General features: G+C 63.3%; 26 protein-coding genes. 10 read left to right on the forward strand and 16 right to left on the reverse strand.

The genetic code is table 11. From position 1 onward, the window contains the following. The first annotated feature begins 314 nt into the window (after positions 1-314). Positions 315-1673 carry an NCS2 family permease gene (locus J9892_RS20115; RefSeq protein ID WP_010675944.1) on the forward strand — a complete coding sequence of 453 codons (1359 nt, stop codon included), beginning with the start codon at positions 315-317 and terminating at the stop codon, positions 1671-1673. 179 nt (positions 1674-1852) lie between these two features. Here the strand turns inward: J9892_RS20115 and J9892_RS20120 are convergent, their stop codons facing one another. From J9892_RS20120 to J9892_RS20130, 3 genes are all read right to left on the reverse strand, one after another. Next, positions 1853-2893 (reverse strand): IS481-like element ISAs19 family transposase, encoded by a 1041-nt coding sequence (locus J9892_RS20120; RefSeq protein ID WP_161470714.1) that lies wholly within the window; start codon positions 2891-2893, stop codon positions 1853-1855. Between the two features lie 264 nt (positions 2894-3157). Then, on the reverse strand, positions 3158-4243 hold the full coding sequence (gene ydiK, locus J9892_RS20125) for an AI-2E family transporter YdiK (RefSeq protein WP_029314855.1): 1086 nt from the start codon (positions 4241-4243) through the stop codon (positions 3158-3160). Positions 4244-4252: 9 nt separating this feature from the next. Continuing rightward, positions 4253-5629 carry a phosphatase PAP2 family protein gene (locus J9892_RS20130; protein WP_210538774.1) on the reverse strand — a complete coding sequence of 459 codons (1377 nt, stop codon included), beginning with the start codon at positions 5627-5629 and terminating at the stop codon, positions 4253-4255. A 171-nt stretch (positions 5630-5800) separates the two neighbouring features. Between J9892_RS20130 and J9892_RS20135 the strand changes: the two genes are divergently transcribed. Beyond that, positions 5801-6178 (forward strand): hypothetical protein, encoded by a 378-nt coding sequence (locus J9892_RS20135; RefSeq protein ID WP_210538776.1) that lies wholly within the window; start codon positions 5801-5803, stop codon positions 6176-6178. A gap of 80 nt (positions 6179-6258) precedes the next feature. On the opposite strand, the gene J9892_RS20140 is transcribed toward J9892_RS20135, so the two are convergent. Continuing rightward, the gene (locus J9892_RS20140) at positions 6259-7536 is read right to left on the reverse strand and encodes a hypothetical protein (RefSeq protein ID WP_210538778.1); all 1278 of its coding nucleotides are present in this window, start codon (positions 7534-7536) and stop codon (positions 6259-6261) included. 219 nt (positions 7537-7755) lie between these two features. On the opposite strand from J9892_RS20140, the gene J9892_RS20145 reads away from it, so the two are divergent. Then, the gene (locus J9892_RS20145; RefSeq protein ID WP_039040821.1) at positions 7756-8073 is read left to right on the forward strand and encodes a DUF1496 domain-containing protein; all 318 of its coding nucleotides are present in this window, start codon (positions 7756-7758) and stop codon (positions 8071-8073) included. Between the two features lie 502 nt (positions 8074-8575). On the opposite strand, the gene J9892_RS20150 is transcribed toward J9892_RS20145, so the two are convergent. Then, on the reverse strand, positions 8576-10024 hold the full coding sequence (locus J9892_RS20150) for a catalase (protein ID WP_210538780.1): 1449 nt from the start codon (positions 10022-10024) through the stop codon (positions 8576-8578). A 152-nt stretch (positions 10025-10176) separates the two neighbouring features. On the opposite strand from J9892_RS20150, the gene J9892_RS20155 reads away from it, so the two are divergent. Both J9892_RS20155 and J9892_RS20160 read left to right on the forward strand, forming a co-directional pair. Next, positions 10177-10665: a GNAT family N-acetyltransferase gene (locus J9892_RS20155; protein WP_010675925.1), complete on the forward strand. Its 489-nt coding sequence runs from the start codon at positions 10177-10179 to the stop codon at positions 10663-10665. Continuing rightward, positions 10662-11519, forward strand: a complete 858-nt coding sequence (locus J9892_RS20160; protein WP_210538782.1) for a helix-turn-helix domain-containing protein — start codon at positions 10662-10664, stop codon at positions 11517-11519. The genes J9892_RS20155 and J9892_RS20160 overlap by 4 nt, the downstream gene beginning before the upstream one ends. Before the next feature lie 69 nt (positions 11520-11588). Here the strand turns inward: J9892_RS20160 and J9892_RS20165 are convergent, their stop codons facing one another. Both J9892_RS20165 and J9892_RS20170 read right to left on the reverse strand, forming a co-directional pair. Beyond that, entirely contained in the window at positions 11589-12488 is a 900-nt protein-coding gene (locus J9892_RS20165; RefSeq protein WP_041214059.1) for a DMT family transporter, read from the reverse strand. A 109-nt stretch (positions 12489-12597) separates the two neighbouring features. Next, positions 12598-13038 carry a DUF2214 family protein gene (locus J9892_RS20170; protein ID WP_029314852.1) on the reverse strand — a complete coding sequence of 147 codons (441 nt, stop codon included), beginning with the start codon at positions 13036-13038 and terminating at the stop codon, positions 12598-12600. A gap of 110 nt (positions 13039-13148) precedes the next feature. On the opposite strand from J9892_RS20170, the gene J9892_RS20175 reads away from it, so the two are divergent. Then, positions 13149-14753: a sensor domain-containing diguanylate cyclase gene (locus tag J9892_RS20175; protein ID WP_010675921.1), complete on the forward strand. Its 1605-nt coding sequence runs from the start codon at positions 13149-13151 to the stop codon at positions 14751-14753. 23 nt (positions 14754-14776) lie between these two features. On the opposite strand, the gene J9892_RS20180 is transcribed toward J9892_RS20175, so the two are convergent. The 6 genes from J9892_RS20180 to J9892_RS20205 all read right to left on the reverse strand — a co-directional run bounded on the left by J9892_RS20180 (position 14777) and on the right by J9892_RS20205 (position 20071). Then, positions 14777-15436 carry an HAD family hydrolase gene (locus J9892_RS20180; RefSeq protein WP_041214057.1) on the reverse strand — a complete coding sequence of 220 codons (660 nt, stop codon included), beginning with the start codon at positions 15434-15436 and terminating at the stop codon, positions 14777-14779. Positions 15437-15501: 65 nt separating this feature from the next. Continuing rightward, a complete protein-coding gene (locus J9892_RS20185; protein WP_210538784.1) occupies positions 15502-16509 on the reverse strand; it encodes an ABC transporter ATP-binding protein in 1008 nt (335 codons plus the stop codon). Positions 16510-16515: 6 nt separating this feature from the next. Then, positions 16516-17292, reverse strand: coding sequence for an ABC transporter permease subunit (locus tag J9892_RS20190; protein WP_161469736.1), 777 nt, complete (start codon positions 17290-17292; stop codon positions 16516-16518). Then, the gene (locus tag J9892_RS20195; protein WP_161469735.1) at positions 17285-18181 is read right to left on the reverse strand and encodes an ABC transporter permease subunit; all 897 of its coding nucleotides are present in this window, start codon (positions 18179-18181) and stop codon (positions 17285-17287) included. Before J9892_RS20195 ends, J9892_RS20190 begins: the two co-directional genes overlap by 8 nt. Beyond that, on the reverse strand, positions 18181-19014 hold the full coding sequence (locus J9892_RS20200; RefSeq protein ID WP_210538786.1) for an alkaline phosphatase family protein: 834 nt from the start codon (positions 19012-19014) through the stop codon (positions 18181-18183). The genes J9892_RS20195 and J9892_RS20200 overlap by 1 nt, the downstream gene beginning before the upstream one ends. 10 nt (positions 19015-19024) lie before the next feature. After that, positions 19025-20071, reverse strand: coding sequence for an ABC transporter substrate-binding protein (locus J9892_RS20205; RefSeq protein WP_053288812.1), 1047 nt, complete (start codon positions 20069-20071; stop codon positions 19025-19027). Positions 20072-20254: 183 nt separating this feature from the next. Between J9892_RS20205 and J9892_RS20210 the strand changes: the two genes are divergently transcribed. After that, positions 20255-21067 (forward strand): UTRA domain-containing protein, encoded by an 813-nt coding sequence (locus J9892_RS20210; protein ID WP_210538788.1) that lies wholly within the window; start codon positions 20255-20257, stop codon positions 21065-21067. A 46-nt stretch (positions 21068-21113) separates the two neighbouring features. Here the strand turns inward: J9892_RS20210 and J9892_RS20215 are convergent, their stop codons facing one another. Then, positions 21114-21878 carry a helix-turn-helix transcriptional regulator gene (locus J9892_RS20215; RefSeq protein ID WP_210538790.1) on the reverse strand — a complete coding sequence of 255 codons (765 nt, stop codon included), beginning with the start codon at positions 21876-21878 and terminating at the stop codon, positions 21114-21116. 443 nt (positions 21879-22321) lie between these two features. After that, positions 22322-23236 carry a LysR family transcriptional regulator gene (locus J9892_RS20220; RefSeq protein WP_161469732.1) on the reverse strand — a complete coding sequence of 305 codons (915 nt, stop codon included), beginning with the start codon at positions 23234-23236 and terminating at the stop codon, positions 22322-22324. A gap of 257 nt (positions 23237-23493) precedes the next feature. On the opposite strand from J9892_RS20220, the gene J9892_RS20225 reads away from it, so the two are divergent. From J9892_RS20225 to J9892_RS20235, 3 genes are all read left to right on the forward strand, one after another. Further along, the gene (locus tag J9892_RS20225) at positions 23494-23826 is read left to right on the forward strand and encodes a hypothetical protein (RefSeq protein ID WP_053288810.1); all 333 of its coding nucleotides are present in this window, start codon (positions 23494-23496) and stop codon (positions 23824-23826) included. A gap of 30 nt (positions 23827-23856) precedes the next feature. Next, positions 23857-24543 (forward strand): pirin family protein, encoded by a 687-nt coding sequence (locus J9892_RS20230; protein WP_010675910.1) that lies wholly within the window; start codon positions 23857-23859, stop codon positions 24541-24543. Positions 24544-24626: 83 nt separating this feature from the next. Further along, a complete protein-coding gene (locus tag J9892_RS20235) occupies positions 24627-25019 on the forward strand; it encodes a DoxX family protein (protein ID WP_010675909.1) in 393 nt (130 codons plus the stop codon). Here J9892_RS20235 and J9892_RS20240 read toward each other — a convergent pair. Continuing rightward, a partial coding sequence (locus tag J9892_RS20240) for a hypothetical protein (protein ID WP_210538792.1) occupies positions 24985-25219 on the reverse strand: 235 nt, incomplete at its 5' end. The genes J9892_RS20235 and J9892_RS20240 overlap by 35 nt on opposite strands.

Below are 25219 nucleotides of genomic sequence, written 5' to 3' on the forward strand. Positions count from 1 at the left end.
CGACATATTGATGGGCGGCAGCAGCTTCTTGAGCAAAGCAGCCTTGCGCTCACTTGAATAACGAGCCATTCGACACTCTTTATCCGCCCCCGGTCTTCACATTTAGATTATTCAGATTAGGCGACAACTATTCTGACACCGGGGGGAGTGTAGAAGCTTGGGATGGGCCGCTCTCATGGAGAATGAGGCCTCCAACGAGCCCTTTTATGAAAAACTTCGGGGAAATGGGGGCTTATCCGCTGCAATCTCGCCAAATTCTTGCTATTTTGCGCGCCAGCAAGCAAACGATTTCCTTCACACTTTCAGGATGAACTATGGCAACGCAACAAACGACGGCCCGCGCCGGCAATGGCGGGTTTCTGGATTCCTATTTCTCCATCAGCCAGCGTGGCAGCACGGTGCGACAGGAGCTGCTGGCCGGGTTGACCACCTTCCTGGCGATGGTCTACAGCATCATCGTCGTGCCGAACATGCTGGGCGCAGCCGGTTTTGAGCAGGGCCCGGTGTTTGTGGCCACCTGTCTGATCGCCGCCTTCGGCTCCCTGCTGATGGGGCTCTGGGCCAAGCTGCCGATGGCCATCGGTTGTGCCATCTCTCTCACCGCCTTTACCGCCTTCAGCCTGGTGCTGGGTCAGGGGCTGAGCATTCCGGTCGCGCTGGGCGCTATCTTCCTGATGGGGGTGCTGTTCACCCTGATCAGCGTCACCGGCGTGCGCCAGTGGATCCTGGACAACCTTCCCTCCGGCATCGCCCACGGTACCGGCATCGGTATCGGCTTGTTCCTGCTGCTGATCGCCACCAACGGGGTCGGCATGGTGATCAAGAATGAAGGGGCTGGCCTGCCGGTGCAGCTCGGCGAGATCACTGCCTTCCCGGTCATCATGACGGTGCTGGGTCTGGCTGCCATCTTCGGCCTGGAGCGCCGCAAGGTGCCGGGCGGCATCCTGATGGTGATCATCGCCATCTCCATCCTCGGCCTCATCTTCGATCCGAAAGTGACCTGGCAGGGCTTCTTCGCCATGCCGAGCCTGAGTGGCGAGAATGGCTCCCTGGTGGGCAGCATGGATCTGCTGGGCGCCCTCAATCCGGTGGTGATTCCGACCGTGTTGGCGCTGGTGATGACCGCCGTGTTTGACGCCACCGGCACCATCCGTGCCGTGGCTGGTCAGGCTGGCCTCATCAACGAGCGTGGTCACATCATCAGCGGTGGCAAGGCCCTGACTGCGGACTCCGTCAGCAGCATGGTGGCGGGCGTGGTAGGTGGTGCTCCGGCAGCCGTCTACATCGAATCCGCCGCAGGGACAGCTGCCGGCGGCAAGACAGGTCTGACCGCCACCCTGGTCGGCGTGCTCTTCCTGCTGATGATCTTCCTCTCCCCGCTGAGCTATCTGGTACCGGCCTACGCCACCGCACCGGCCCTGATGTATGTGGGCCTGCTGATGCTGGGCAACGTCACCAAGCTGGACTTCAACGACTCGGTCGATGCCCTCTCCGGCATGCTGTGCGCCGTCTTCATCGTGCTCACCTGCAACATCGTCACCGGCATCATGTTAGGCTTCGTGGCCCTGGTGGTCGGCCGCCTGTTTGCCGCCGAGTGGAAGAAGCTCAACATCGGCACCGTCATCATCGCCGTGGCCCTGGTGATCTTCTACGCCGGTGGCTGGGCCATCTAATCCTCACGCTATCGAGAAGGGCCCTGCGGGGCCCTTTTTCATGGCTGTGAGGCGGCTAACACTTTCCCGGATCTTCCCCATCCGCTCGTTTCAGATTGAAACGTCAGGCTTTGTTTGTTGTTTCAGATCCTGTACAGATCTAGTTATCACCTGACACCGGCCTCAAACCGGTGTCTTGTTTACGCTACTTTAGTGCGCACTTCCTTCGGTATCAATTTCAGACCCTTCTTGAACATGCTGTAGGGGGTCTGACCCTCCATCATCCTGCCCTGATGTGGCCGCTCGGTGTTGTAGTGTTCCAGGTAGCTATCCAGGTCTGTCTGCATCTGTTCTACCGACTCATACCAGGTCGTCCTCCCCTTGATACGGAAGTGCTCATCCAGCAGTGTGCGGTGCAACAGCTCGATAAAGCCATTGCTCTGCGGCCTGCGTACCTTGGTGGTCCGGTGCTCAATCCCCTCCAGTTGCAGGAACAGCTCGTAGGGATGATGGTCAGGGCGCCCACAGAACTCGCGCCCGTTGTCCGACAAGATGGTATAGACCCGAGCCTCATGGGCTTCGAAGAACGGCAGGACCGTTTCGTTGAGCACATGAACCGAGGTCACCGGCAGCTTGCTGGTGTAGAGCCGTCCCCAGGCGTGGCGGCTGTAGCAGTCCAGCACGGTTTGCAGATACACCTTGCCTACCCCCTTGAGTGCGCCGACGAAGAAGGTGTCGACCGCCACCAGTTCCCCGGTGTAGTGAACCTCAATTTGGCGTTCGCGAAACTCGGGGCTGAAGCGCTCGAGCAGGCGGATCTGCTCGTCATTGAGCTCAATCGTCTGTTCCCTATGGGTTTTCTCGAGGCGCAACAAGCGGTCATGCTTGGAGAGCAAGTCGTGACGTTGCCACACGCCACGCACACCGCCTGCACTGACATTGATGCCTTGCAGAGCCAGTTCTTGCGCGACCCGCAGCGGGCCATGAGTTGGTCTGGTGAGGGAGTAATCGAGGATGGCCTGTTCAATCTCGGGAGCGACCCGATTGGGATGAGCCCCTTTACAGCCGGGCAATTTGTCGAGCAATCCCTCGGCGCCATAGGTCTGGTAATTACGGCGAATTTCGTAGAACTGCTGACGGCTGTAGCCGATGAGCTTGCAGGCTTTGCTGACATTATTGAGCTCTTTGGCGAGCTCTAGCAGGCTGAGTTTGCGACGTGCTACTTTCTCGTTGGTGGTCATACGGTGACTCCGGATAACACGGTAGGGGTACCGTTTTGTTATCCGGTTTGAAGCCGTATGACCACTCCCTTTTGTGGGCAACTGTCAGGTGAATACCATCTCCATACAATATTTCCCTGCAGACAGATGCCGCTGATTCATGGACACACCGGACAGCGGCATCTCGATCGTCCGATTACGCTTCGCTCATCGAACCTGCATGGGACGGTAATAAACAAAAGAGCCGCCCTGGGGCGGCTCTTTGCATCGGGGATGAATGAATCGTCACGGCGCCTTGGGCGGCTCCACCAGAGCGCTCGCCGGTTGGTCATCTTCCTTGATCCAGGCATCCAGCAGGGTGTAGCCCACCGCCAGTACCACGGGGCCGATGAAGAGACCGATGATCCCCATGGCCAGCAAGCCGCCGATGACCCCCACCAGAATGAGGATGAGGGGCAGGTCGGCCCCGCGCTTGATGAGGAAGGGACGCAGGAAGTTGTCCATGGTGCCCGCCAGCAGGGACCAGACCAGCAGGAAGGTGCCCCAGGTGGTGTCCCCGCTCCAGTAGAGGTAGCCGACGCTGGCCAGCAGCACCGGGAAGGGGCCTATCTGGGCGACGATCAACAGGAACATCAGTACCACCAGCACCATGACATAGGGAATGCCGGCGATGAGCAGGCCCAGGCCCGCCACCGAGGATTGCACCAGGGCGGTCACCACCACCCCCATGGCGACGGCACGGATGGCCTGGGAGGCGAGCACCACCGCATTGTCACCGCGCTGGCCCGCCAGACGGTGGGCGAAGCGGCGAATGCCTTCTGCCGCCTTCTCCCCCGAGTGGTAGAGCAGGCCGCAGATGGCCACGGTCAGCAGGAAGTGGACGAACAGCAGGCCGAGGTTGCCCGCCTGGGCCGCCAGCCAGCGGGCGGTCTGGCCGAAGTAGGGGGCCAGCTTGGTGAACAACACCTGGCCGCCGCTCGCGAGGATCTGCTGCCAGAACTCATAGAGCTTGTCGCCCACCAGGGGCACTTGCTGCAACCAGAGCAGCTCGGGGGGCGGGGATTGGCTGAGCTCGGTGCCCAGCTCGATGAGCATGGGGGCCTTCTCCGCCACGTTGGCCAGCGTCATGAAGAGGGGAATGACGAAGATGAGCAGCAAGATGCTGGTCATCAGCAAGGCCGCCAGGGTGCGCTTGCCCCACAGCAGGCGCTGGGCCATCTGCATCAGGGGCCAGGTGGCGATGGTGATCATGGTCGACCACACCAGGGCGGGCAGGAAGGGGCGCAAGACCATGAAGCACGAGATGATGAGCAGGCTGAGGAACAGCAAGCCCAGGGTGATCTTGGCCAAATCCACTTTTTTCATATTCATGGCATTCCCTTAACGAGGGGTTGAGCGCCCGGTTCGGGCACCGTGACGGATAGCGGACAACGACCACCAGAGCCCGGCGCTGAGCCAGAACCCCAGGCAGCCAAAGAGCCACCCTTGTCCCGCGAGGATCAGCAGAGAGCTGCTGGTGAGCGCGGGCACCAGGAACAGGAGCCCTGCCACGACCAGCCCCCCTGCCAGGGTCAGCAGCGCGGCGGGCAGGGCGGGGGTGGGGCTCCGTTCGAGTGATAGCAGATTACCCGATACCAGCCCCAGGGTGAACATGGCAAGCCCGGCCAGGGCGGTGGACTGGGTGAGCCAGGCCGAGAGGGCGCTGGCGATGAGCAGCCCGGCCCAGGGGAGCGGGCGTGCCGCCAGCTTCGCCAGCGGGGCGCGCAGTGCCAGCAGCAGGGCCCCCAGAGCAAGGCCGGCCACCACATCCGAGAGGAAGTGGACCCCCAGCCAGACCCGGGCCAGCCCGGCCACGCCGGCCAGCAACAGGGCCAGCAAGGCCCCCTGCCAGGCCCGCAGCGCCGGCAGCCAGCCAAGCAACAGGCCCCAGTAGAGCAGGGTCGAGGCGGCGTGGCCGCTCGGCATGCCGAAGCCCTGGGCACTCTGGCGGGCCAGCTCGGGTTGCAGGTGGAAGGGCCTGGGCCAGCCGATGCCCGCCTTGAGCAGGTTCACCACCAGGGTGAGCAGCACCATGGCAAACAGCAGATGGCGCAGCCTGGACCAGCCGAGCAGGGGCAGCAGCAAGGGCAGCAGCGCCAGCTGGAAGGGGGCCGAGCCCAGCAGATTGCCCGCCCTTGGCCAGAGCGCATCCGGCCCGAGCCATTGTTGCAGGCGCTGGATCAGCGGCAACTCGGCGCGGTGCAGCTCACTGGCCGCGTCGCTGAAATCCGTCACCCACAGCACCTGGCTCTCGGGCACCTCGGCCAGCCTCGGGGCTATCCAGTCGAGCTGCGCCGGGAAGCGACGCTGGTCAGGGGGCAGGTCGGCGGCCGCGATCAGCCTAGCATTCAGGATCTCGCCACCGAGATCCGGGGCCTGGAGCAGGGAGACAAACCCCGTCCCTCGCTGGACCCGCAGGGGTTCCAGGGTCTGGCAGGCGAACACCCTGGCCCGTTGCCAGCGCCCCAGCTCGCCGGTGACGCGACCCTGCAGGCCGGTCTCCTCGAACAGCTCGCGCAGGGCCGCCTGCTCCGGGGTCTCCCCCCTGTCGATGTAGCCGCCGCTCAGGCTGTAGCGCGAGGAGAGCCTGTCCTGCACCAGCAGGATCCCTTGCTGGTGGCGGATCACGCAGGCGGCCGCAGAGGGAGGGGATTCGGCGCGGGAGGCGGGCAGGGCACCGCCCAGCAACAGCAGCAGGCAGAAGACGACTCGAAACATGATGACACCCAGGGGCAAGGAGTGGGGACAAGGGTCACAGAAATCAGACGGCCGGGCAATGGCTTGCAGGGGGCACCACCCTGTCGGGGACGCAAGGATTGCCGTCTGCGCGGGCAGTCCCTAGTATTGGCGGCTATTGTTCTTCTCATTCACTACATTGTGGGGCTCTTCATGCGACAGTTCGGTTTCTTTCTGGGGATTGCCATCGGCGTCATCCTGATACTGTTTGGCAGCATCGTCATCTTCCAGGCCCTGCCTGCTGCGCTGGACGTGCTGGAGATGCCGAGCCGGATCCCCTTCGTGCGCGAGGTGTACACCTGGCTGATGAGCAGCGCCAACGGGCTCACCGCCCAGCTGGAGCAGAACTTCCTGGAGGCATTCCAGACGGTGCTCAAGCTGATCCTGCTCATCACCTTCATGTGGGTCTGCGTCAAGCTGGTCAACATGGGGGTGCTGATCATCCGGGCCGGCGTCGACCTTATCCGCACCGCCATCGAGCACAGCGAAGAGAAGGGTACCAAGCCCACCGAGCAGGACCGCTATTTCTGATCTTCCCCTGCTACGGGTCAGATAAACAACAGGCCATCATGTGATGGCCTGTTTTTATGGTGGCATGACGCTTAAAAAAGTCAGTTAAGCAGTTTTTCCAGCTCCGCTTCGGCATCCGCCCTGGCCTGATCGCTCAGGGTGCCGGAAGTCGCTTCCCGCTTCTCGCCCTGTTGCTGCACCGTGGTTGCGGCACTGCTGGCGGCCTGCTTGGCGCTGTCACTCACCGCCTCGGTCGCTTGCTGCTGCGCTGTGGTGGCGGCACTGATGGCGGCGGCACTGCTGGCGGCCTGTTTGGCGCTGTCGCTCACCGCCTTGGCGGCTTGCTGCTGCGTACTGGTCGCGGCACTGATGGTTGCTGCGCTGCTGACGGCCTGCTTGGCGCTGTCGCTCACCGCCTTGGCGGCTTGCTGCTGCGCCGTGGTGGCGGCACTGATGGCGGCGGCGCTGCTGACGGCCTGCTTGGCAGTGTCACTCACCGCCTTGGTGGCTTGCTGCTGCGCTGTGGTTGCGGCACTGATGGTCGCTGCGCTGCTGGCGGCCTGTTTGGCGGTGTCGCTCACCGCCTTTTCGGCTTGCTGCTGCGCCGTGGTTGCGGCACTGATGGCGGCGGCACTGCTGGCGGCCTGCTTGGCGCTGTCGCTCACCGCCTTGGCGGTTTGCTGCTGCGCCGTGGTGGCGGCACTGATGGTCGCTGCGCTGCTGGCGGCCTGTTTGGCCGAGTCGCCCGCCGCCTTGGTCGCTTGTTGCTGCGCCGTGGTGGCGGCACTGCCGATCACCTGTCTGGTGGAGTCGGACAGGGCCTTGCTGGCGCTCTGTTGCAGGCCCCCCATCATGGTGCCCAGCAGAGAACTGCCCGCGCCCGTGAGCCCCTGACCGGCACCGGTCAGGGCCGTGGCGGCCGGGGTGGCCTGGGACTGCCAGCCCTGCATGGCGCTGGGCCAGGTCGGGGTGGCGGCCGTCAGGTTTTCCCCGAAGACCTGGGTCGCCCCGTCACCTTTTTGCACCATGACGGCGAGCTGGTTGGTGTCGGCGTTCCAGACCATGCCGGCCTGCTTGGCTACGTCCGGCACGGGGGCGTAGCGGGAGACCACGTAAAAGAGCGGTCCCTCCTGTTGCAGCTCGTCGGCGGTCTTGAGCAGTTGCATGGTGCTCTCGTAGTTGGGCCCCAGCATGGCGGTCATTCTGTCCTTGATCAGCGGCTGCTCGAACAGGTTGGCCTCGTTCGGATCGAAACCGACCAGCGGCTTGAGCAGGGCCCACATCAGCTGGCTGGTGGGGCTCATCATCAGCAGGGGGGCGACACAGGCGGACAACATCAGGCTCAGGCAGGCAGCCTTGAGCAACGGCATGATACGCATTGACAACATATCCAGTTAATTATCTGATTATTAAGGGTTATTCATTACCGCATCCCGGCGATGCCGGTGGGGGCCCACGGCAGAACCCTGACAGGCCTTGGCGGGCGCAGGCAGGCTATCATATTGCTTCCGGAATGCCAGATGAGCCGACATTTATTGGTCAAGTCGAGGGCTCTGCTGGTCGCTTTACACTTTCACTCCCCCGTGACAGGAATTCCCATGATCCGTTGTGCAGGTTGTCTGCTGGCCCTTGGCTGGCTCTTCCCCGCGTTGGCCGCCCCGGCGTCCAACACCCTCAGCCACTCGGTGGGCACCGAGCTGGTGCTGCCCCTTGGTTCGCTGCCCGAGCGGGTGTGCTGGTATCAGGATCAGAAATACTCCCAGGGGGCCCGTATCCAGCAGGGGGAGCTCTGGCTGGAGTGCGCGCCGCAACAGGCGATGGAGACCAATGGTCCCCTGATCTGGCGAGAGGTGACGACGCCGTCACAGAGTGGTGAACCGGAGGGCAACCAGCGGACGATCCGGGTGGGCCAGTGAGCCTTTTCTTGATCCAGCTACAGACACGGGCGTGATCTCTATCGCATAATGCGGCTCTTTCTTCTCTTGACTGGGATCTAAGCAATGGCTCGTCGCTCTTCCAATGCACAACGTCGTCGCAGTAGCTGGTGGTACAAACGCTTGTTGGCAAGGGAGCGGGAAGAGCGCGAAGCGCGTTCCGTCCGGGATTGATACCGCATTAAAATCGGAGCCTCGGGCTCCGTTTTTATTGGTGACTAAACGTGCATTACCGCAGGCAGGTTTATTACCACAGGTGGATAATGGTGCCGCTCTGCCAGTGCACAACGTCGTTGCCGCCGTAAGCTGGCGGTAAAACCCTTGTTGGCAAGGGAGGGAAGCGCGCGAGGGCGCTGCGGCCGGGATGGATACGGCATTGAAATCGGAGCCTCGGGCTGCGTTTTTCATTCATCAAAGACCGTCATGCGAGAACGGGGGCCATCAGGCCCCCGTTTTGCTTTTGCAGAGGTTGGCTGCCTGCGACTCAGCGTTGCAGGGCGGCCAGGGCCAGCTCGACCCGCTTGGCGTACTCGGGGTCGGCCTGCTCGAAGTGCCTGAGCTGGGCCGCGACGATGGCGTCATCCTCCACATTGATGAGGGAGCGGGCCAGGTTGGCGGCGAGGCGGGCACGCTGCCCCTCGTCCATCAGGCGGAAGAGATCCCCCGGCTGGCTGTAGTAGTCGCTGTCGTAGTCGCGAAAATCGTAGTGCAGGGCAGCCCCTTCCAGAGTCAGGGCCGGTTCGTGCTGCTCGCTCGGCTGCTGGGTGCCGAAGCGGTTTGGCTGGTAGTTGGGGCTGGCGCCACCGTTGCTGTCCGCCCGCATGGCGCCGTCGCGGTGGGCGCCGTGGTGGAACGGGCAGCGCGGGGCGTTGACCGGCAGCAGGCCGTGGTTGACGCCGAGGCGGTAGCGCTGGGTGTCACCGTAGGAGAAGAGCCTCCCCTGCAACATGCGATCCGGCGAGAAGCCGATGCCGGGCACCACGTTGGCCGGGGTGAAGGCGGCCTGCTCCACGTGGGCGAAGTAGTTGTCCGGGTTCTGGTTGAGCTCCAGCACGCCCACCGGGATGAGCGGGTAGTCCTTGTGGGGCCATACCTTGGTGAGGTCGAACGGGTGGATCGAGTAGGTCTGGGCCTCGGCCTCTGGCATCACCTGCACATAGACCTTCCAGCGCGGGAAGTCCCCCCGCTCGATGGCGTTGAACAGATCCGCCTGGCTGGTCTCTCTGTCCTGACCGACGACGGTGGCCGCCTCTTCATCGGTGTAGAAGCGGTGGCCCTGCTCGGTCTTGAAGTGGAACTTGACCCAGAAGCGCTCGTTGGCCGAGTTGATGAAGCTGAAGGTGTGGCTGCCGTAGCCGTTCATCTCCCGCAGGCTCCTGGGAATGCCGCGATCGCTGAACAGTATGGTGACCTGATGCAGGGATTCCGGGTGGCGGGACCAGAAGTCCCAGGCGGCGGTGGCGCTGCGCAGGTTGGTGCGGGGATCCCGCTTCTGGGTGTGGATGAAGTCGGGGAATTTCAGGGGATCGCGAATGAAAAAGACCGGGGTGTTGTTGCCCACCAGATCCCAGTTGCCCTGCTCGGTATAGAACTTGAGGGCGAAGCCGCGCACGTCACGCTCGGCGTCGGCGGCCCCCTTCTCGCCGGCCACGGTGGAGAAGCGCAGGAACACCGGGGTCTGCTTGCCGACAGCGTTGAACAGGTCGGCCTTGCTGAAGGCGCTGATGTCGTGGGTCACGGTGAAGGTGCCGTAGGCGCCCGAGCCCTTGGCGTGCACCACCCGCTCGGGAATGCGCTCGCGGTCGAAGTGGGCGAGTTTCTCCATCAACCAGATGTCTTGCATCAGGACGGGGCCGCGGGGGCCGGCGGTGAGGCTGTTGTTGTTGTCGACAACGGGGGCGCCGTTGGCGCTGCGCAGGGTCTTGTCGGTCATGGCGGGTCTCCTTGTGATGAGTCGCCAGACTAGGGGAAGTGGGGGAGCGGCTCCAATGGAGTGTGCCTAACCCTTTGATTGGTTTCGCTGATGGGGGTGGAAACAGACGCCAGCCTTGCGGCAAGATGGGATTCAGCCAATCAGGAGGTCTCATGTCCATCACCATTCGCCGCGCCGGGCCGGAAGATGCCGCCGCCCTGCGGGATCTTCACGCCATGCCCCATGCCCAGGCGGGCACCCTGCAACTTCCCTTCCCCTCCCTGCAGCAGTGGGAGCAGAAGCTGACCCCGCGGGATGGCATCTACAGCCTGCTGGCGGAGTGGGAGGGGGAGGTGGCGGGTGCGCTGGTTCTGATGGTGGAGCCGGCCCCCCGTCGCCGCCACGTGGCGAGCATCGGCATGGCGGTACACGATGACTGGGCCGGGCGCGGGGTGGGCACTGCCCTGATGCAGGCTGCGCTGGATCTGGCGGACAACTGGCTCGGCTTGACGCGGGTGGAGCTGACGGTCTGGGCCGACAATCAGGCGGCCCTGGCCCTCTATCGCAAGGCGGGCTTTGTGGAGGAGGGCGTAGCCCGGGATTACGGCCTGCGTCATGGGGTGCTGGTGGATGCCCTCTACATGGCCAGGGTGCGCCGATGATCGACTATCGCGAGCGCCTGACGCCGGTGCTGCGGGCACTGGAGCAGAATCCGGATCTCTCCATCGAGGCGCTGGCGAGTCGCGCCTGCCTCTCCCTCTACCACTTCCACCGGGTATTCACCGCCGTGGTGGGGGAGGCCCCCGGCGAGATGTGCCGCCGCCTGCGGATGCAGCGGGCGGCCTGGCAGCTCTGCTACACCGATGCCAGCGTCACCGCCATCGCTCTGGGGGCGGGGTTTGGCAGCTCCCAGGCTTTCGCCAAGGCGTTTCGTCGTCACTATGGTTGCACTCCGGGGGCGTTTCGCCGCGACAAGGGCAAGAACGGACACCTGGATCGCAAGGAAGGACACGCATGGCAAGGGGCACTCCCTTATGCTGAAGGCCACTCATCAGCAAGGAGCAACACCATGAACACCGTCGAGATGGACGCCCGCACCCTGGCCTATATCCGCGTGACCGGCCCCTATGGCGAAGGGTATGACGCCGTCTGCCATCGCCTTCACCAGTGGGCCGCGCCCCGTGGCCTGGAAGGGGGAGAGTGGATCTTCATCTACCACGACAACCCCGAGGTGACGCCGCCGGCCCAGTGCCGCACCGACATCGGCATCAGCGTGCCGGTAGGTACCCTGGGGGCGGGGGAGGTGGAAATTCAGCTCATCCCCGCCGGACGCTACGCCCAGTCCCGCTATCTCATCACGGATCGCAGCCAGTACGGGGAGCGCTGGCAGGAGCACATCGGCGATATCGTCGCGGCCGGGCTCGCCTTTGGGGACGGCCCCTGCTTCGAGCTCTATCACAGCGTGAGCAATGACCCCCTGCGGGATGACGTGAGCTTCTGCTCCAGTGTGCGCTAGGCAGGCGGCAATAAAACGAGGCGCCCAAGGGCGCCTCGTTTTATTTGGGGTCAATGACCACCGCAGATATCAGGACTGGCTGGGCACCTTGTTGCGGCGGGACTTCCACCACCAGCGCAGGCGGATCTGGGAGATGAGCATCCCCGCCAGCATCAGGGCGCAGCCGACCACGGCCCGTTCGTCCAGATGTTCCCCCAGCAGCAGGACACCGCCGATGGCGGCGAACACCGTCTCCAGGCTGAGGATGATGGCGGCGTGGGCCGGATGGGCACCGCGCTGCCCCACCACCTGCAGGGTATAGCCGATGCCGACCGAGACCAGACCGGCGTAGAGCAGCGCCTGCCAGCCCGCCACGGCACCACTCGCCGTCGGGGTCTCGATGACGAAGGCCGTGGCCAGGCTGAGCAGGCCGCACACCACGAACTGCACCCCGGCAAGACGAATGGGGGCGACCCGGTTCGAGTAGTGATCCAGCACCAGCAGGTGCACGGCCCAGAACAGGGCCCCGATCACTTGCAGCAGATCGCCGTAGCCGATGGTGAACTCCTCGGTGACGCTGAGGTAGTAGAGCCCGGCCATGGCGATGAGGGCGCCTACCCAGGTGTTGGCCCCGGTCTTGTGGCGCAGGGCCAGGCCGATGACGGGGACCAGAATGATGTAGAGGCCAGTGATGAAGCCCGCCTTGGCGGCCGTGGTGTAGAGCAGCCCCACCTGTTGCAGGGAGGCGGCGGAGAAGAGCACGGTGCCGGCGATGAGGCCCCCGGTCAGCAGCAGGCGGTGATCACCGGCAGGCTGGGGCGGCTGGCGTGACTTGAGCCACCACAAGAGCGGCAGCAGGGAGAGGGCGCCCAGCAGGAAGCGCAGGCCGTTGAAGGTGAAGGGCCCCATGTGATCCATCCCCAGGCGCTGGGCGACGAAGCCCAGCCCCCAGATGGCGGCGGCCATCAATAACATCATGTTTGAACGCATACGGAATCATCCCTGAGAAAGAGTCTCGGCGGCACTCGGGCCCCGCCATTACGATACCTGCGAGAAGGGGCGTTTGTCGTCAGCCATTTGTTGCCGGGCGAGGGCAGGATCAGCGGCTGGCCAGCTTGGCGAGCAGGGGCAGCAGGGCGAGCAGCAGCAGGTTGCCCCTCAGGATCCAGATCACCCAGAACTGCTGCTGGGTGGAGACAAGGGGAGCCCGTCCCTGGCGCAAGGATCGGCGCCAGTGGTGGAACAGCCGGCTGGGGTAGCCAAAGCTGATGGCCATGGCGAAGAACATCAGCAGCTTGGTGCGGTAACCCGGATTGGCAAACAGGATGGCCGGTGGCTGGGGATGGGCGACCACCAGCAGCACGCCCGTGATGAAGATGAGCAGCAGGGCCAGGGCGGCCAGGCTGTCAGCCAGCAGCAGCTTGCGCACCTGCTCGATGGACATGCCGCGCCGGAACAGGAAATACTCCGAGGTGATGGCACCGGTCAGGGTGATCACGGCGCAGTAATGGAGGGCAGTCAGCAGTTCCGGTTTCAACATCCAGGCCAGTTCCTTCTCGTTGGCCACCCGATGCGCTTCCCTTTGGACGCCATCAGGTGGGGCTGATATTCTGACACTACACGATGTCAGGGGATAGCATGGAGTCAGGGTTGGATAAGCGAGCAGTCTCCAAAAAGACCTGGTCCCTGGTGGCACGGATGCGCCTGGGCCTGCTTCTGCTCTTCATTCCCGTCCTGATGCTGGGCGCCATCTACTACCTGCACATGGAGCGCAGCCTGCAGCGAGAGCTGCAACAGCGCCTGCTCGCCACCAATCACCAGTTGCGCCACGTCTTCATCGAACCCTACCTGAACGAGATGGAGCGTCAGTTCTCCCTCATCTACGACCAGGTCAAGGTGGAGGACATCAGCGGCCCCCGTCTGCGCAACACCGACTCCTATCTCAGGGAGTGGCGTCTCTACAAGGGGGTGATGGCGGATCTCATCTACATCTATGTGGGCACCGCCGAGCGCCAGATGCTGATCTACCCCGAATGGCAGGCGGATGCGGACTTCGACCCCAGGGTGCGCCCCTGGTATCAGCTGGCCAGCCAGCATGTGGGCAAGATGGTCTGGACCGAACCCTACTACGACTACACCAACGGCACGCTGGTGATTGCCCTGGCGCGGGCCATCACCGACAAGGAGGGCAAGGTGCGGGGGGTCTTCGCGGTGGATGCCATCCTGGCCCCCTTCTCCGCCCAGCTGAACCGGCAGTGGAACAGCGGCTACCAGATGATCGTCAACCAGTCGGGCAAGGTGCTGGCCCACCCCGATCCCTCACAACTGCTCAAGCCCATGACGCACCCGACCTGGCTCTCCCGCTTCAGCGGGGAGGACGGCATCTTCCTGGATCAGGCGTCTCGCCAGTTCGTGGCCTACAGCCGCCTGCCGGACCACAACTGGGTGCTGATCAGCGTGTTGCCCGCCTCCAGCATCCAGGCGGTGGTGGCGAGCGCATCCCTCAACGTGCTCGGGATCATCGTGCTGGCCAGCGTGCTCTACATGGTGCTGGCACTGATCTGGTCCCGTTATTTCAGGCGGATGCTGGACGAGATCTCCACCGTGATCCGGGCCAGCCGGACCCAGCCTGACGAGGTGCACCAGGGAGGGATGCGCGAGCTCAGGCACGTCTATGCCGAGCTGGCGGAGGTGAGCAAGGATTATCACGAGGTGCGCCAGCAGGCGAACCTCGACAAGCTGACCGGCCTTTACAACCGGCGCTTCTTCGACGAGCGGTTGAATCGGCTGCTGCTCGATCAGGACCGCTTCTGCCTGGCCATGATCGATCTGGACGGTTTCAAGCGGATCAATGACACCTATGGTCACCAGACCGGGGACGTGGTGCTCAAGCGGGTGGCCAGCTTTGGCGCCAAGCTGCTGGGGGATCATGGCTGGGTATGCCGCTATGGCGGGGAAGAGCTGGTGGTGCTGTTTGCCAATCCCGATATCCACTTCTGCCAGATGCTGCTGGAGCAGTACAGGATTGGGGTGGCCTCCCTGCACTGGCGTGAACCCGGTCTTGGGATCACCTTCAGCGGCGGCCTGGTGGCGAGTGCCCCCGGGCTTGGGGCCAGGAGCCTGCTGACCATGGTCGATGCCGAGGTCTATCGCGCCAAGGGTGACGGCAAGAATCGCATCTACATGGTGGATCCCCTGGCTCCCCGGGACGACTCGCCCTCAGGGGATGGCATGTTGAGCAAAGAAGAGGCCTGAGGGCCTCTTCTTCATTGCGCGGATCAAGGGTGCAACTGCCAGGTCCAGAGGGGCCAGCCCAGCTCCTCGGCGCACTGGCGCAGGGCGGGGGCCGGATTGACCGCATGGGGATGGCTCACCGCCCGCAGCATGGGCAGATCGTTGTGGGAGTCGCTGTAGCCGAAGCTCCCCTGCCAGAGGTGTTCCTTTCCGGCAAAGAGCTGGTTGATGCGGGCCACCTTGCCTTCGCGAAAGCTCAGGGTGCCGCGGGTCTGGCCGGTCAGCATGCCGGCTTCCTCGTCGAGCAGGATGGCCACGCAGTGATCCATCCCCAGCATCTGCGCCATGGGGGCCACCAGATGCTCGCCGGAGGCGGAGATGAGCACCAGCTCGTCGCCACGCTGGCGGTGCCACTCGATGCGGGCCAGCCCCTCGGGGTAGAGGCGCTCCCGCAGCACCTGTTCGGCAAAGCGTGTGCAGAGGGAGTCGAGCCACTGGCGCGTCCTGCCTGCCAGCGGTTGCAGGGTGAAGGCCATGTACTGGTGCATGTCCATCTTGCCCTGATGGTAGAGGGACATCATGGCCTGCTCCTCGGCCACCATGCCCGCCGGGGCCAGCTCCTGGGCCACCATGTACTCCAGCCAGAGGCTGGCGGAATCCCCCGCTATCAGGGTCTCGTCCAGATCAAACAGTGCCAGGGCCATGGCTGCTCCTCGGGTTGGCTGCCAGCATCGGGGTACTGGCTGAAAAATGAATGGGATTCATGGCGTTATGCTACCTCACAGAGTTGATCCCGGGCCACCACCAGGGTCACGGCGCTGCCCACCGGCAGCAGATCGCCGGCACGGCGGTTGAGGCAATCCACCGTCAACAGCCCCGCCTCGCACTCCACCTGATAGCGGATGACGTTGCCGAGCAGCTGCTGCTGGCGAACGATGCCGGGCAGGCTGGGCTCGTGGCTGACCGCCCCGGCGGGCAGCAGGGTGATGGACTCCGGCCGCAGCGCCAGCTTGCCGCGAAAGCGCGGGCCGAACAGGGATTTGGCCTGCTCGCCATCCAGCAGGTTGTAGTTGCCGATAAAGCCCGCCACGAACTCACTGGCGGGACGGGTATAGATCTGCTCCGGCGTGCCGCTCTGGACGATGGAGCCCTTGTTCATCAGGAAGATCCTGTCCGACAGGGTCAGTGCCTCCTCCTGATCGTGGGTCACGAAGATGGTGGTGAGCTCGAGGCGCTGCTGGATCGCGCGGATCTGCTGGCGCAGGCTGCGGCGGATGCGGGCATCCAGCGCCGAGAGCGGCTCATCCAGCAGCAGGATCCGCGGCTGCACCACCAGCGCCCGAGCCAGCGCTACCCGCTGGCGCTGGCCGCCGGAGAGTTCGCTTGGATAGCGGCGCTCGAAGCCGGTCAGCTCCACCAGCGCCAGCGCCTCCTGCACGCTGGCGGCGAGATCCCGCCCCGGCTGGGGCTTCATCTTGAGGCCGAAGGCGACGTTGTCCCACACCGTCATGTTGGGAAACAGCGCATAGCTCTGGAACACCATGCCGATGCCCCGCTTCTGGGGTGCCTGCCAGGTAATGTCCTCACCGGCCACCCGCACCTGACCGCCATCCACCGGGGTGAGCCCGGCCAGGGCCCGCAGCAGGGTGGATTTGCCGCAGCCGGAGGGGCCGAGCAGGGTCACCAGCTCCCCCTTGCGGATGCCGAATTCAATCCCCTCGAACACCTTGGTGTCGCCGTAGGATTTGTGCAGTTGATTCACTTCTAGATGGAACATGTTGATTCACCGATGAAATCTGTTGGCTGCCCAGGTGAGCAGCAGGGTCAGCAGGAAGTAGCTCATCACCAGGGCGCTGGTGAAGTGGCCCGAGGTGGCACGCATGTTGTAGAGGTAGACCTGCAGGGTTTCGTAACGGGTGCCCACCAGCATGTTGGCAAACACGAACTCCCCGAGCAGGAAGGAGAGGGAGAGAAACAGCGCTGCCAGCAGCCCCTTGCGCAGGCAGGGGATCACCACCAGCAGGAAGGCGCGGGCGCTGCTCGCCCCCAGCAGGTGGGCGGCATCCATCAGATCTTTCAGCGGCACCCCCTGCAGGCTGTTGGCCAGCGCCCGGTACATGAAGGGGAGCACCACGGTGAACCAGGTGCCGATCAGGATCCAGGGGGTGCCGATGATGGGCAGGATGCCGTCGGCGTAAATCTGCAGCAAGCCCACCGAGGAGACCACCGGCGGCACCGCGAAGGGGAGCAGGATCAAGAGGTTCATCCAGGGATCCAGTCTGGGGAAGTAGTAGGCCACCACCAGCACGGTGGGCACCAGCACCAGGGTCCCCAGCAGCAGGGTGGCGAAGCAGACCAAGAGGCTTCGGCCAAAGGCCGCCAGAAAGCGCGGGTCGCCCCACAGCTTGAGATACCAGTCGAGGGTGAAGCCATCCGGCAGCAGGGTCGCCCCCCAGCGGGTGGAGATGGAGTAGAGAAAGGTGGCCAGCAGCGGCAGCAGCAGGGTGGCGACCAGCGCCCCCAGCACCCATCTGGGCCAGCGCGGCGTCAAATCATGCATGGGATTGCCCCTTGTTCACATAGCTCTTTTTCAGCAGCCACTGGTTGGCGGCCGTCACCACCCCCAGCAATACCATCAGGATCACCGCCAGTGCCGCCGCCAGGTTGGGCTCGAGGAAGATGTCGCCGGAGACCAGACTGGCCACCCGGATGGTCACCAGATTGAAGTTGCCGGTGGTGAGGGCATAGGCGGAGGCATAGGCTCCCACCGCGTTGGCAAACAGGATGATCAGGGTGCCGAGCAAGGCGGGCGTCAGCACCGGCAGCGCCACGTGCCACACATACTGCCCCCTGCTCGCACCCAGCAGGGCGGCGGCCTGGGGCCACTCCTCCTGCAGGGCGTCGAACGCCGGGTAGAGCAGCAGCAGGGCGAGGGGGATCTGGAAGTAGGTGTAAATCAGGATAAGACCGCTGCCCGAATAGAGGTTGAAGCCATCGATGAGGCCCCAGGATTTGAGCAGCAGGGTCACCGCGCCATTGATGCCGAGCACGATGATGAAGGCGAACGCCAGCGGCACGCCGCTGAAGTTGCCGGTCATGGTGACGAAGGCCAGCAGCACCCGCTTGACCCGCTCGCCGCTGTGGCGCAGCGCCGCCGCCCCCAGGGTGCCGATGGCGAGCCCCGCCAGGCTGGCGATGCCGGCGATGCGCAAGGAGTTGCCGAAGGATTGCAGATAGAAGGGGGAGCTCAAAATCTCCCGGTAATGGTCGAGACCCCAGCCATCAGGGGTCTGGACGCTGCCCACCAGTACCCACACCATGGGGGCGAGCTGAAACAAGATCATCAAGAGGACAAAGGGCAGCAGCACCAGGGCCGGCAGCCAGTGGCGGCGCACCCGGCGTGGCTTCACCTGTTGATCCGCGAGGATCTCGGTGGTGGCAGGCATCATCAGTGCACCTCGCGCATAAAGGCCGCCTTGAGCAGCGGGGGGGCTGCCGGCTTGTCGTGGGGAACTCCCAGCAGATCCGCCATCAGGGCGCAGAGCTGGGTCTGGGCGATCGCCACCCCATCCGGCCAGCGCTCGACGAACGCATCGCCAAAGAGCCAGAGTGGCACAGTGCGCTCCTCGGCCAGGGTGCCGCCATGGCTGAGATCGTTGTTCATGCCGTGATCCGAGGTGATCATCACCTGATACCCCTCTGCCAGCCACTGGGGCAGCAGGTCGGCAAGCAGGCTGTCCATGCGGCGAGCCTGATTGCGGTACTGGCGGGAATGGAGGCCGAACTGGTGGCCCGCATCGTCCACCCCCATGGGGTGGATCAGCAGAAAATCGGGGTCGTACTGGCTGCGCAGCCACTCGCCGTCCATCAGCAGGTGGCTGTCGGGGTAGCCGTCATCCCAGTAGAAGCAGCCGTGCTGGATGGGCAGTTGCTCATCGTGAGTGAAGCGATCGCGGGCCGCCAGCCAGGGGCTCTGGTTGTAGAGCTCGCTCACCCAGTGGTAGGCCGCCGCTGCGGTGCGTTTGCCCGCGGCCCGGGCCAGATGGAAGATGGAGTCATGCCGGCTCAGGCGCGTCACCCCGTTGTGGGTGATGCCGCTCGCCACCGGCGGCACGCCGGTCAGGATGCACTCGTAGAGAGGGCGGGAGAGGGAGGGCAGGGCGGCACTCAGGGTCGTATGCAGGCCGCGCTCTGCCTCCACCATGCCACAGAGGTAGCCCATGCAATGGGCTACCTCTGCTGCCAGGCCATCCACAAGTACCACGATCACCTTGTGTTGCACTGGCCACTCCTTACTGCATGTTGATCATGACGGTTTCCTGCCACTGGCGCGGCAGGGCCTTGGAGCTCTGCTCCCAGGCGGCGTGATCCTGCACCGGCTTGGCATTGGCATACTGCTCGGCCGGCAGCAGCTTGGCTTTCACGTCATCCGGCAGGGTCACGTTGCTGCGGATGGGGCGGGCGTAGCCACGGGCCAGGTTGATTTGACCGGCATCGGAGAGGATGTATTCCCGCGCCAGCTTGGCGGCGTTGGGGTTCTTGGCCCACTTGTTGATGATGGTGGTGTAGCCGGCGATGACGGAGCCGTCGCTCGGGATCACCACATCAAACTTCTTGGGGTCGATCTGGTCGCGGTAGTTGAGGGCGTTGAAGTCCCACAGCACCCCCACTTCCACTTCGCCCTTCTCGATGTTGGCGATGGTCGGGTCGTTCAGCGACAGACGGCCCTGCTTGGCCAGCTTTCCGAACAACTCCAGGGCGGGTTTCAGATTCTTCTCGCTGCCGCCGGTGGCATAGGCCGCCGCCAGCACGCCGTTGTTGGCCTGGGAGGCGACGCCCACGTCACCCAGGGTCACCTTGTAGTCGCCACCCAGCAGGGATTGCCAGCTGGTGGGGGCGGCCTTGACCAGATCCTTGTTGATCAGGAAGGCGATGGTGCCGGTATAGGCCAGCATCCAGTGGCCGTCCGCATCCTTGGCCCAGTTGGGAATGTCGGCCCAGGTGGAGGGTTTGTAGGGCTGGGTGACACCCTGCTTGACCGCCACCGGGCCGAAGGCGCCGCCCACGTCGCCGATGTCGGCGGTGGCGTTGGCCTTCTCGGCGGCGAACTTGGCGATCTCCTGGGCGGAGCTCATGTCGGTATCCTGATGCTTGATGCCGTAGATGCTGCCGAGCTGCTGCCAGGTATCCTTCCAGTTGGCCCAGCTGTCCGGCATGCCGACGCTCTGGAGCTGGCCCTCACCGCGGGCGGCTTTTTCGAGATCCGCGATGTTCTCGGCGGCAAACAGCGGTTGACTGATGGCCACCAGGGCCAGTGCACTTGCGATCACGCTTTTCATCATCCCATCCCTCTGGACTAGGTCAGTTAAGGTTCGAGAGGGATGCTAGAGGGGAAATATGACGGTGGCGGGGCGCTTTGATGGCAGTTTCGTGACAATCGCCCTGTCATGGCGCTGTCATCAGGGGCGGTTACAACTCGGGGTCGACAACCTCTGGTCTACTCCAGTGGTGTGCAAACCCGAATGACCGACAGGGATGTGACAGTGACAGAGCGATTGAGTGAACAGGGGATGGCCGATGGCCGCATACCCTCCAAGTGCGAACAGATTTGCCGGACCCTGCGCCGCTATATCGGCAGCGGACACCTGGCGGCGGGGCAGCAGCTGCCCGCCGAACGGGCCCTGAGCGAGCGATTCGCCACCACCCGCATCACCATCAAGGAGGCGCTCTCCAGCCTCGAGACGGACGGCCTCATCTACCGGGCCGAGCGGCGCGGCTGGTTCGTGGCGCCGCCTCGCCTCACCTACGATCCCGCCATCCACACCCACTTTCACCAGTGGATTGGCGAGCAGCAGCGCACCGCCGAGACCCGGGTGCTGGCCCATGGCAACCAGCTGGCCAGCAGCGAGTTGTGCCGCTGGATGGGTCTGGAACCCTTTACGCCGCTGTATGAAATTCGCCGCCAGCGGCTGATCGACGGTCGCCCCGTGCTCCACGTCAGCCATCACCTGCTGGCGAGCCGCTTCCCCGGCATCGCCAGCGCTCCCCTGGCCAGCTCCCTCACCGAGCTTTACCGGCAGCGCTATGGCATAGGCCAGGGCTGGGCGAGCCTCGAGATCACCCCCTCGGCGGCCCGGGGAGAGATAGCCCGCGCCCTCAACCTGGCCCAGGGGAGTGCCGTGCTGCGCTTGGTGCGGGTCAATCATGACGAGGAGGGGACGCTGGTGGATTGCGACATCGAGCACTGGCGACCGGACGCCATCCGCATCTGCCTGGATACCCGGGCACTGCAACCGCTCGCCACCGGCGCGCGGCAGGTGCAACTGGCAGAGTAGCGGCGTTCTAGCACTGACATGGCGGATCCCGCAGGATCCACCGGGATCAGTTGTCGATGTTGGGGATCAGATCGTCGAAGCTCTGGTAGCCGCAGTCCGCCAGTTGCAGCGACATGGTGTAGGTCTTGCTGCCCTCCCGCTGGCCGATGGCGGGGCGGTTGAGCTTGAGCTCCTGATGCCAGTACTCCTTCATGCGATCGATCAGCGCCATGGCCTCGCTCTCCCCCAGATGGAGCTGGCACAGCGCCATGTAGTTGTTGGGCCTGTGCATGTTCTCCACCAGATAGTCCCCCAGCACCAACATGGCCTGGCGCGCCTGCTGGCGGGCGAAGCGGCTGTGCTGCTCGAAGCTGATGCGCTCGCTGATGAGGAAGTGGTAGCTGTTGTCGATGCCAAGCTGCAGGATGCCGAGCTTCTCCAGCTTGCGCAGATAGAGGTAGCAGGAGGCATCGGTCAGGCCGTACTCCCGCTTGAGATCGATGAGGGTCTTGTCGCGCCAGAAGATGTTGGCGAGGAAGGCATAAAGCCCCGGCTCCTTGTGAAACGCCTCATCCTGCTCCTGGGTGAAGACGGCCCGGCGGCTCTGGGCATCCTGGGTCCGGTCCAGCAGCTCTTCGAAGGAGAGTCCCACCAGATGGCAGATCTCCAGCAGGGTGTCGAACGGCAGGGAGGGCTTGTTCATCATGCGCTTCACGGTGGCGATGGAAACCCCCATGGCTTCTGCCAGGGTCTGATAGCGGATCCCCTTGTCAGTCAGGGTTTTTTTCAGGGTGTCGAGGATGTGATTGGCCAGTGTCTGGCTGTAGGTCATGCAACTATTCCTTTATCTGCATTTTTAGTCGTGTCAGAAATTGAGTGGTTTGTCTGTATCGGGCTCAAATTTTGACACCTAGAAAAACCAGAGGAGGGTAACCCGGTGATAATGGCGGAAATGGCCTGACCAGTTGTGGTGCAAGGTGGCAGAAAATGACACTCGGTGGTGCATATCCTTCAACCTTTCAACATTTTGCTGGTGATGCATATTACATCGCACATAATTCAACACGAATCGGATTCAATACCTTCCTGGTTGAGAAAACGATTGTTTGCTTCCAATTTAAGGGTTTTTTTAACCGCAAGGTTTTATTCTTTCCTGGCATTGAGCGGAACTCGCAAGAGGTCCGCTTTTTTTCTTTTCTCCGAATCTGAGCCCGTCGTCAAGAATGGGGCGCAGTTTTGGTACTTCCTGCGCCACCGACCCCGGAAGGCAGTCCTTTATTCCCCCTGACCGGCAAACAGCTTGGGGATCTCCCGCACCAGCCAGCTCTTGGCCTTGCCCATGGTGTCTCGCCGCCAGGCCAGCACGACCTGGATCTGGTGGCGATATTCGGGACTGATCACCTTGAGTCTGCCCGCCTTGATGTCCTCTTCAATCCAGCGTTGCGGCATGGTGCCGATGCCGAGCCCCGCCAGCAGGGCGTCCCGCTTCTCCCCCATGGTGCTGACGGTCAGGCGCGGCTGCTTGTCGAGCAGGCGGTAGGTGAGCACCGGCTTGCGCAGTGCCGTGTCGGCTACCGCGATGGCGCGATAGCGGCGCAGGGTCTCGTCCGCCAGGGGCTCGGGTTTCTGATGCAGGGGGTGATCGGGGTGGGCGACGTAGAGCATCACCTCCTCCCTGAGCACCTGGTACTTGATGCCGGTCATGGCGATATCGGCATTGAGAGAGGAGATGAGCAGGTCGGCGCGGCCATCCTCCAGGCACTCCCAACTGCCCGCCAGCACCTCGGCGCGAAACCTCAGCCGGGTATCGGTCTGTTCGGCCAGCCGATCCACCAGGGGGTAGAGAGCCTGTACCGGCATCAAGGCATCGACGGCGATGGTGATGTCGGTCTCCCAGCCACGGGAGAGGGCCCGGGTCTCCCCCACCAGGTGTTCGGCCGCCTCCAGCAGCACCCGGCCCCGCTCCAGCAGCATGCGGCCCGCCGGGGTGAACTTGGTCCTGTGGCCGCTGCGGTCGAACAGCATGGCGTCCAGCTCGTCTTCCAGCTTTTGTACCGTGTAGCTCAGCGCCGAAGGCACCTTGCCCAGCTCGTCGGCCGCCGCCGCGAAGCTGCCACGACGGTCGATGGCGTCCAGCACCCGGATCGCCTCCAGGGTCAGCGCCCGCTCCTTGTTCGATTCCTTGGCCATATCCAACCTTCAATTTTTTTGAATGTGTTTACCAGATTATCTCGCTAACAACTTAGGGGAAGTCACTTTAATATTCAATCAACGCTTAGGCAGGAACGCCTGGCAGCCAAATAAAAGGTAGTTCCGGGCTGAGACATCCCCAAACACGATGTCTGATGTCAGCAAAAGAACAACATAGTATTTGAATGATCTCTTGCATGGATGCATTGATTCGGGCCCAAGGGGCCTTGGCAATGACATAAAACCCAAGAGAGTGAATGAACATGAAAAACGTAATCAAGATGCTGGCCGTTGCAGGCCTGATGACCGCAGGTGCCGCCCAGGCTTCCGTTCCCGCTGACTTCAATGCCGCCCCGGGCGTGCTGTTCGTCAACTGGAGCGCCACCGCCGCGATGGACGGCAAGGCCAACCCCATGCTGGAGGTGCGCGACGAGTCCGGTGATCTGCTGGCTTCTGTCCACGCCAACCTGATCGGCACCCAGCAGGTCGCCATCCCGAGCCGCACCCAGGGCAACCTGACGGTGAGCCTGGGCAACGAAAGCAGCAGCTACCGCATCCCCTTCGGTCTGGGTGACGGTCGCCAGCGTTAATGAACCAACTTGGTCAGTGAGGAGCACACCATGATGAAATTGAGAGCCGCAGAAGCACGGGGCAAGGCCAACTTTGGCTGGCTGGATGCCCGTCACAGCTTCTCCTTCGGTCACTACTATGACCCGGAATGGATGGGACACTCTGCCCTGCGGGTCATCAATCAGGATCGGGTGGCGCCGGGTGGCGGTTTCGCGACCCACCCTCACGCCAACATGGAGATCCTCACCTGCGTGCTGCAAGGCACCATAGAGCACAAGGACAGCCTCGGCCACGCCGAGCAGATCCCGGCGGGGGATTTCCAGCTGATGAGCGCAGGGTCCGGCATCCGGCACAGCGAGTACAACCCCTCGCAGACCGAGCCGCTCTCCCTGCTGCAAATCTGGATCGAGCCGAATGAACACGGCACGACCCCGGGTTATCAGCAGAAGAAGATTGAAAACAAGCCCGGGATGACGCTGGTGGCGTCACCGGACGGCGAGGCGGGATCCTTCAGGATCCGCCAGCAGGCCAGAGTGTGGCGTCTGCAGCTTGCCGAAGGGGAGACCCTGGAGTGGGCACTGCAAGGGCGTCATGGTTACCTGCACATGATTTCAGGGGAGCTGACCGGCAACGGTCTGGCTGCCCGACCCGGCGACGGGCTGCTCAGCCGCGACGAGTCGAGCTGGGTGCTCACCGCCTCCAGGGGGAGTGAAGCCCTGCTGTTTGACCTGCCTTGATAGAAAAATCTTGGCGAAATGAATGAGTTAACAATTAGCTTTTACACTGTAAATACCATGATGGTAAGCAAAGGAATATGACGATGGACAAGATGAAAGATGTGGCACTGCTGGTGGGTCGTGTACTGCTGGCGCTGATGTTCGTGATGGCTGGCTGGGGCAAGATCGGCGGTTACGCCGGTACCCAGGGTTACATGGAAGCCATGGGCGTGCCCGGGTTCATGCTGCCCCTGGTGATCCTGCTGGAGCTGGGTGGCGGTCTTGCCATCATGCTGGGCCTGTTTACCCGCAGCCTCTCCGTGCTGCTGGCCGGTTTCACCCTGATGGCCGCCTTCATCTTCCACTATCAGCCTGCCGAGCAGATGCAGATGCTGATGTTCATGAAGAACGTCTCCGTGGCCGGTGGTTTCCTGGCCCTGGCGGCGGCCGGTGCAGGGGCTTTCAGCCTGGATGCCCGCCTCGGCAAGCACTGGTAATACCCTGACGTTTCAAGTTTTCCAACGCCTTTTGGCCGGTGCCTTGCACCGGCTTTTTTGTGGTTCTTCGCGGGATCTTGGGGAAGTGGAAGTTGACAGACAGGGTGCTGGTAAACTGGCTGTCTCCAAACACACCACCACCATCACCCTGCTGTCGCCGTGCATCATATTGATATTGCCTCCTTCTGGCCAGGTTATAC

It is taken from the genome of Aeromonas sp. Prich7-2, from assembly GCF_017939255.1.
GTDB classification, from domain to species: Bacteria; Pseudomonadota; Gammaproteobacteria; order Enterobacterales; family Aeromonadaceae; genus Aeromonas; species Aeromonas caviae.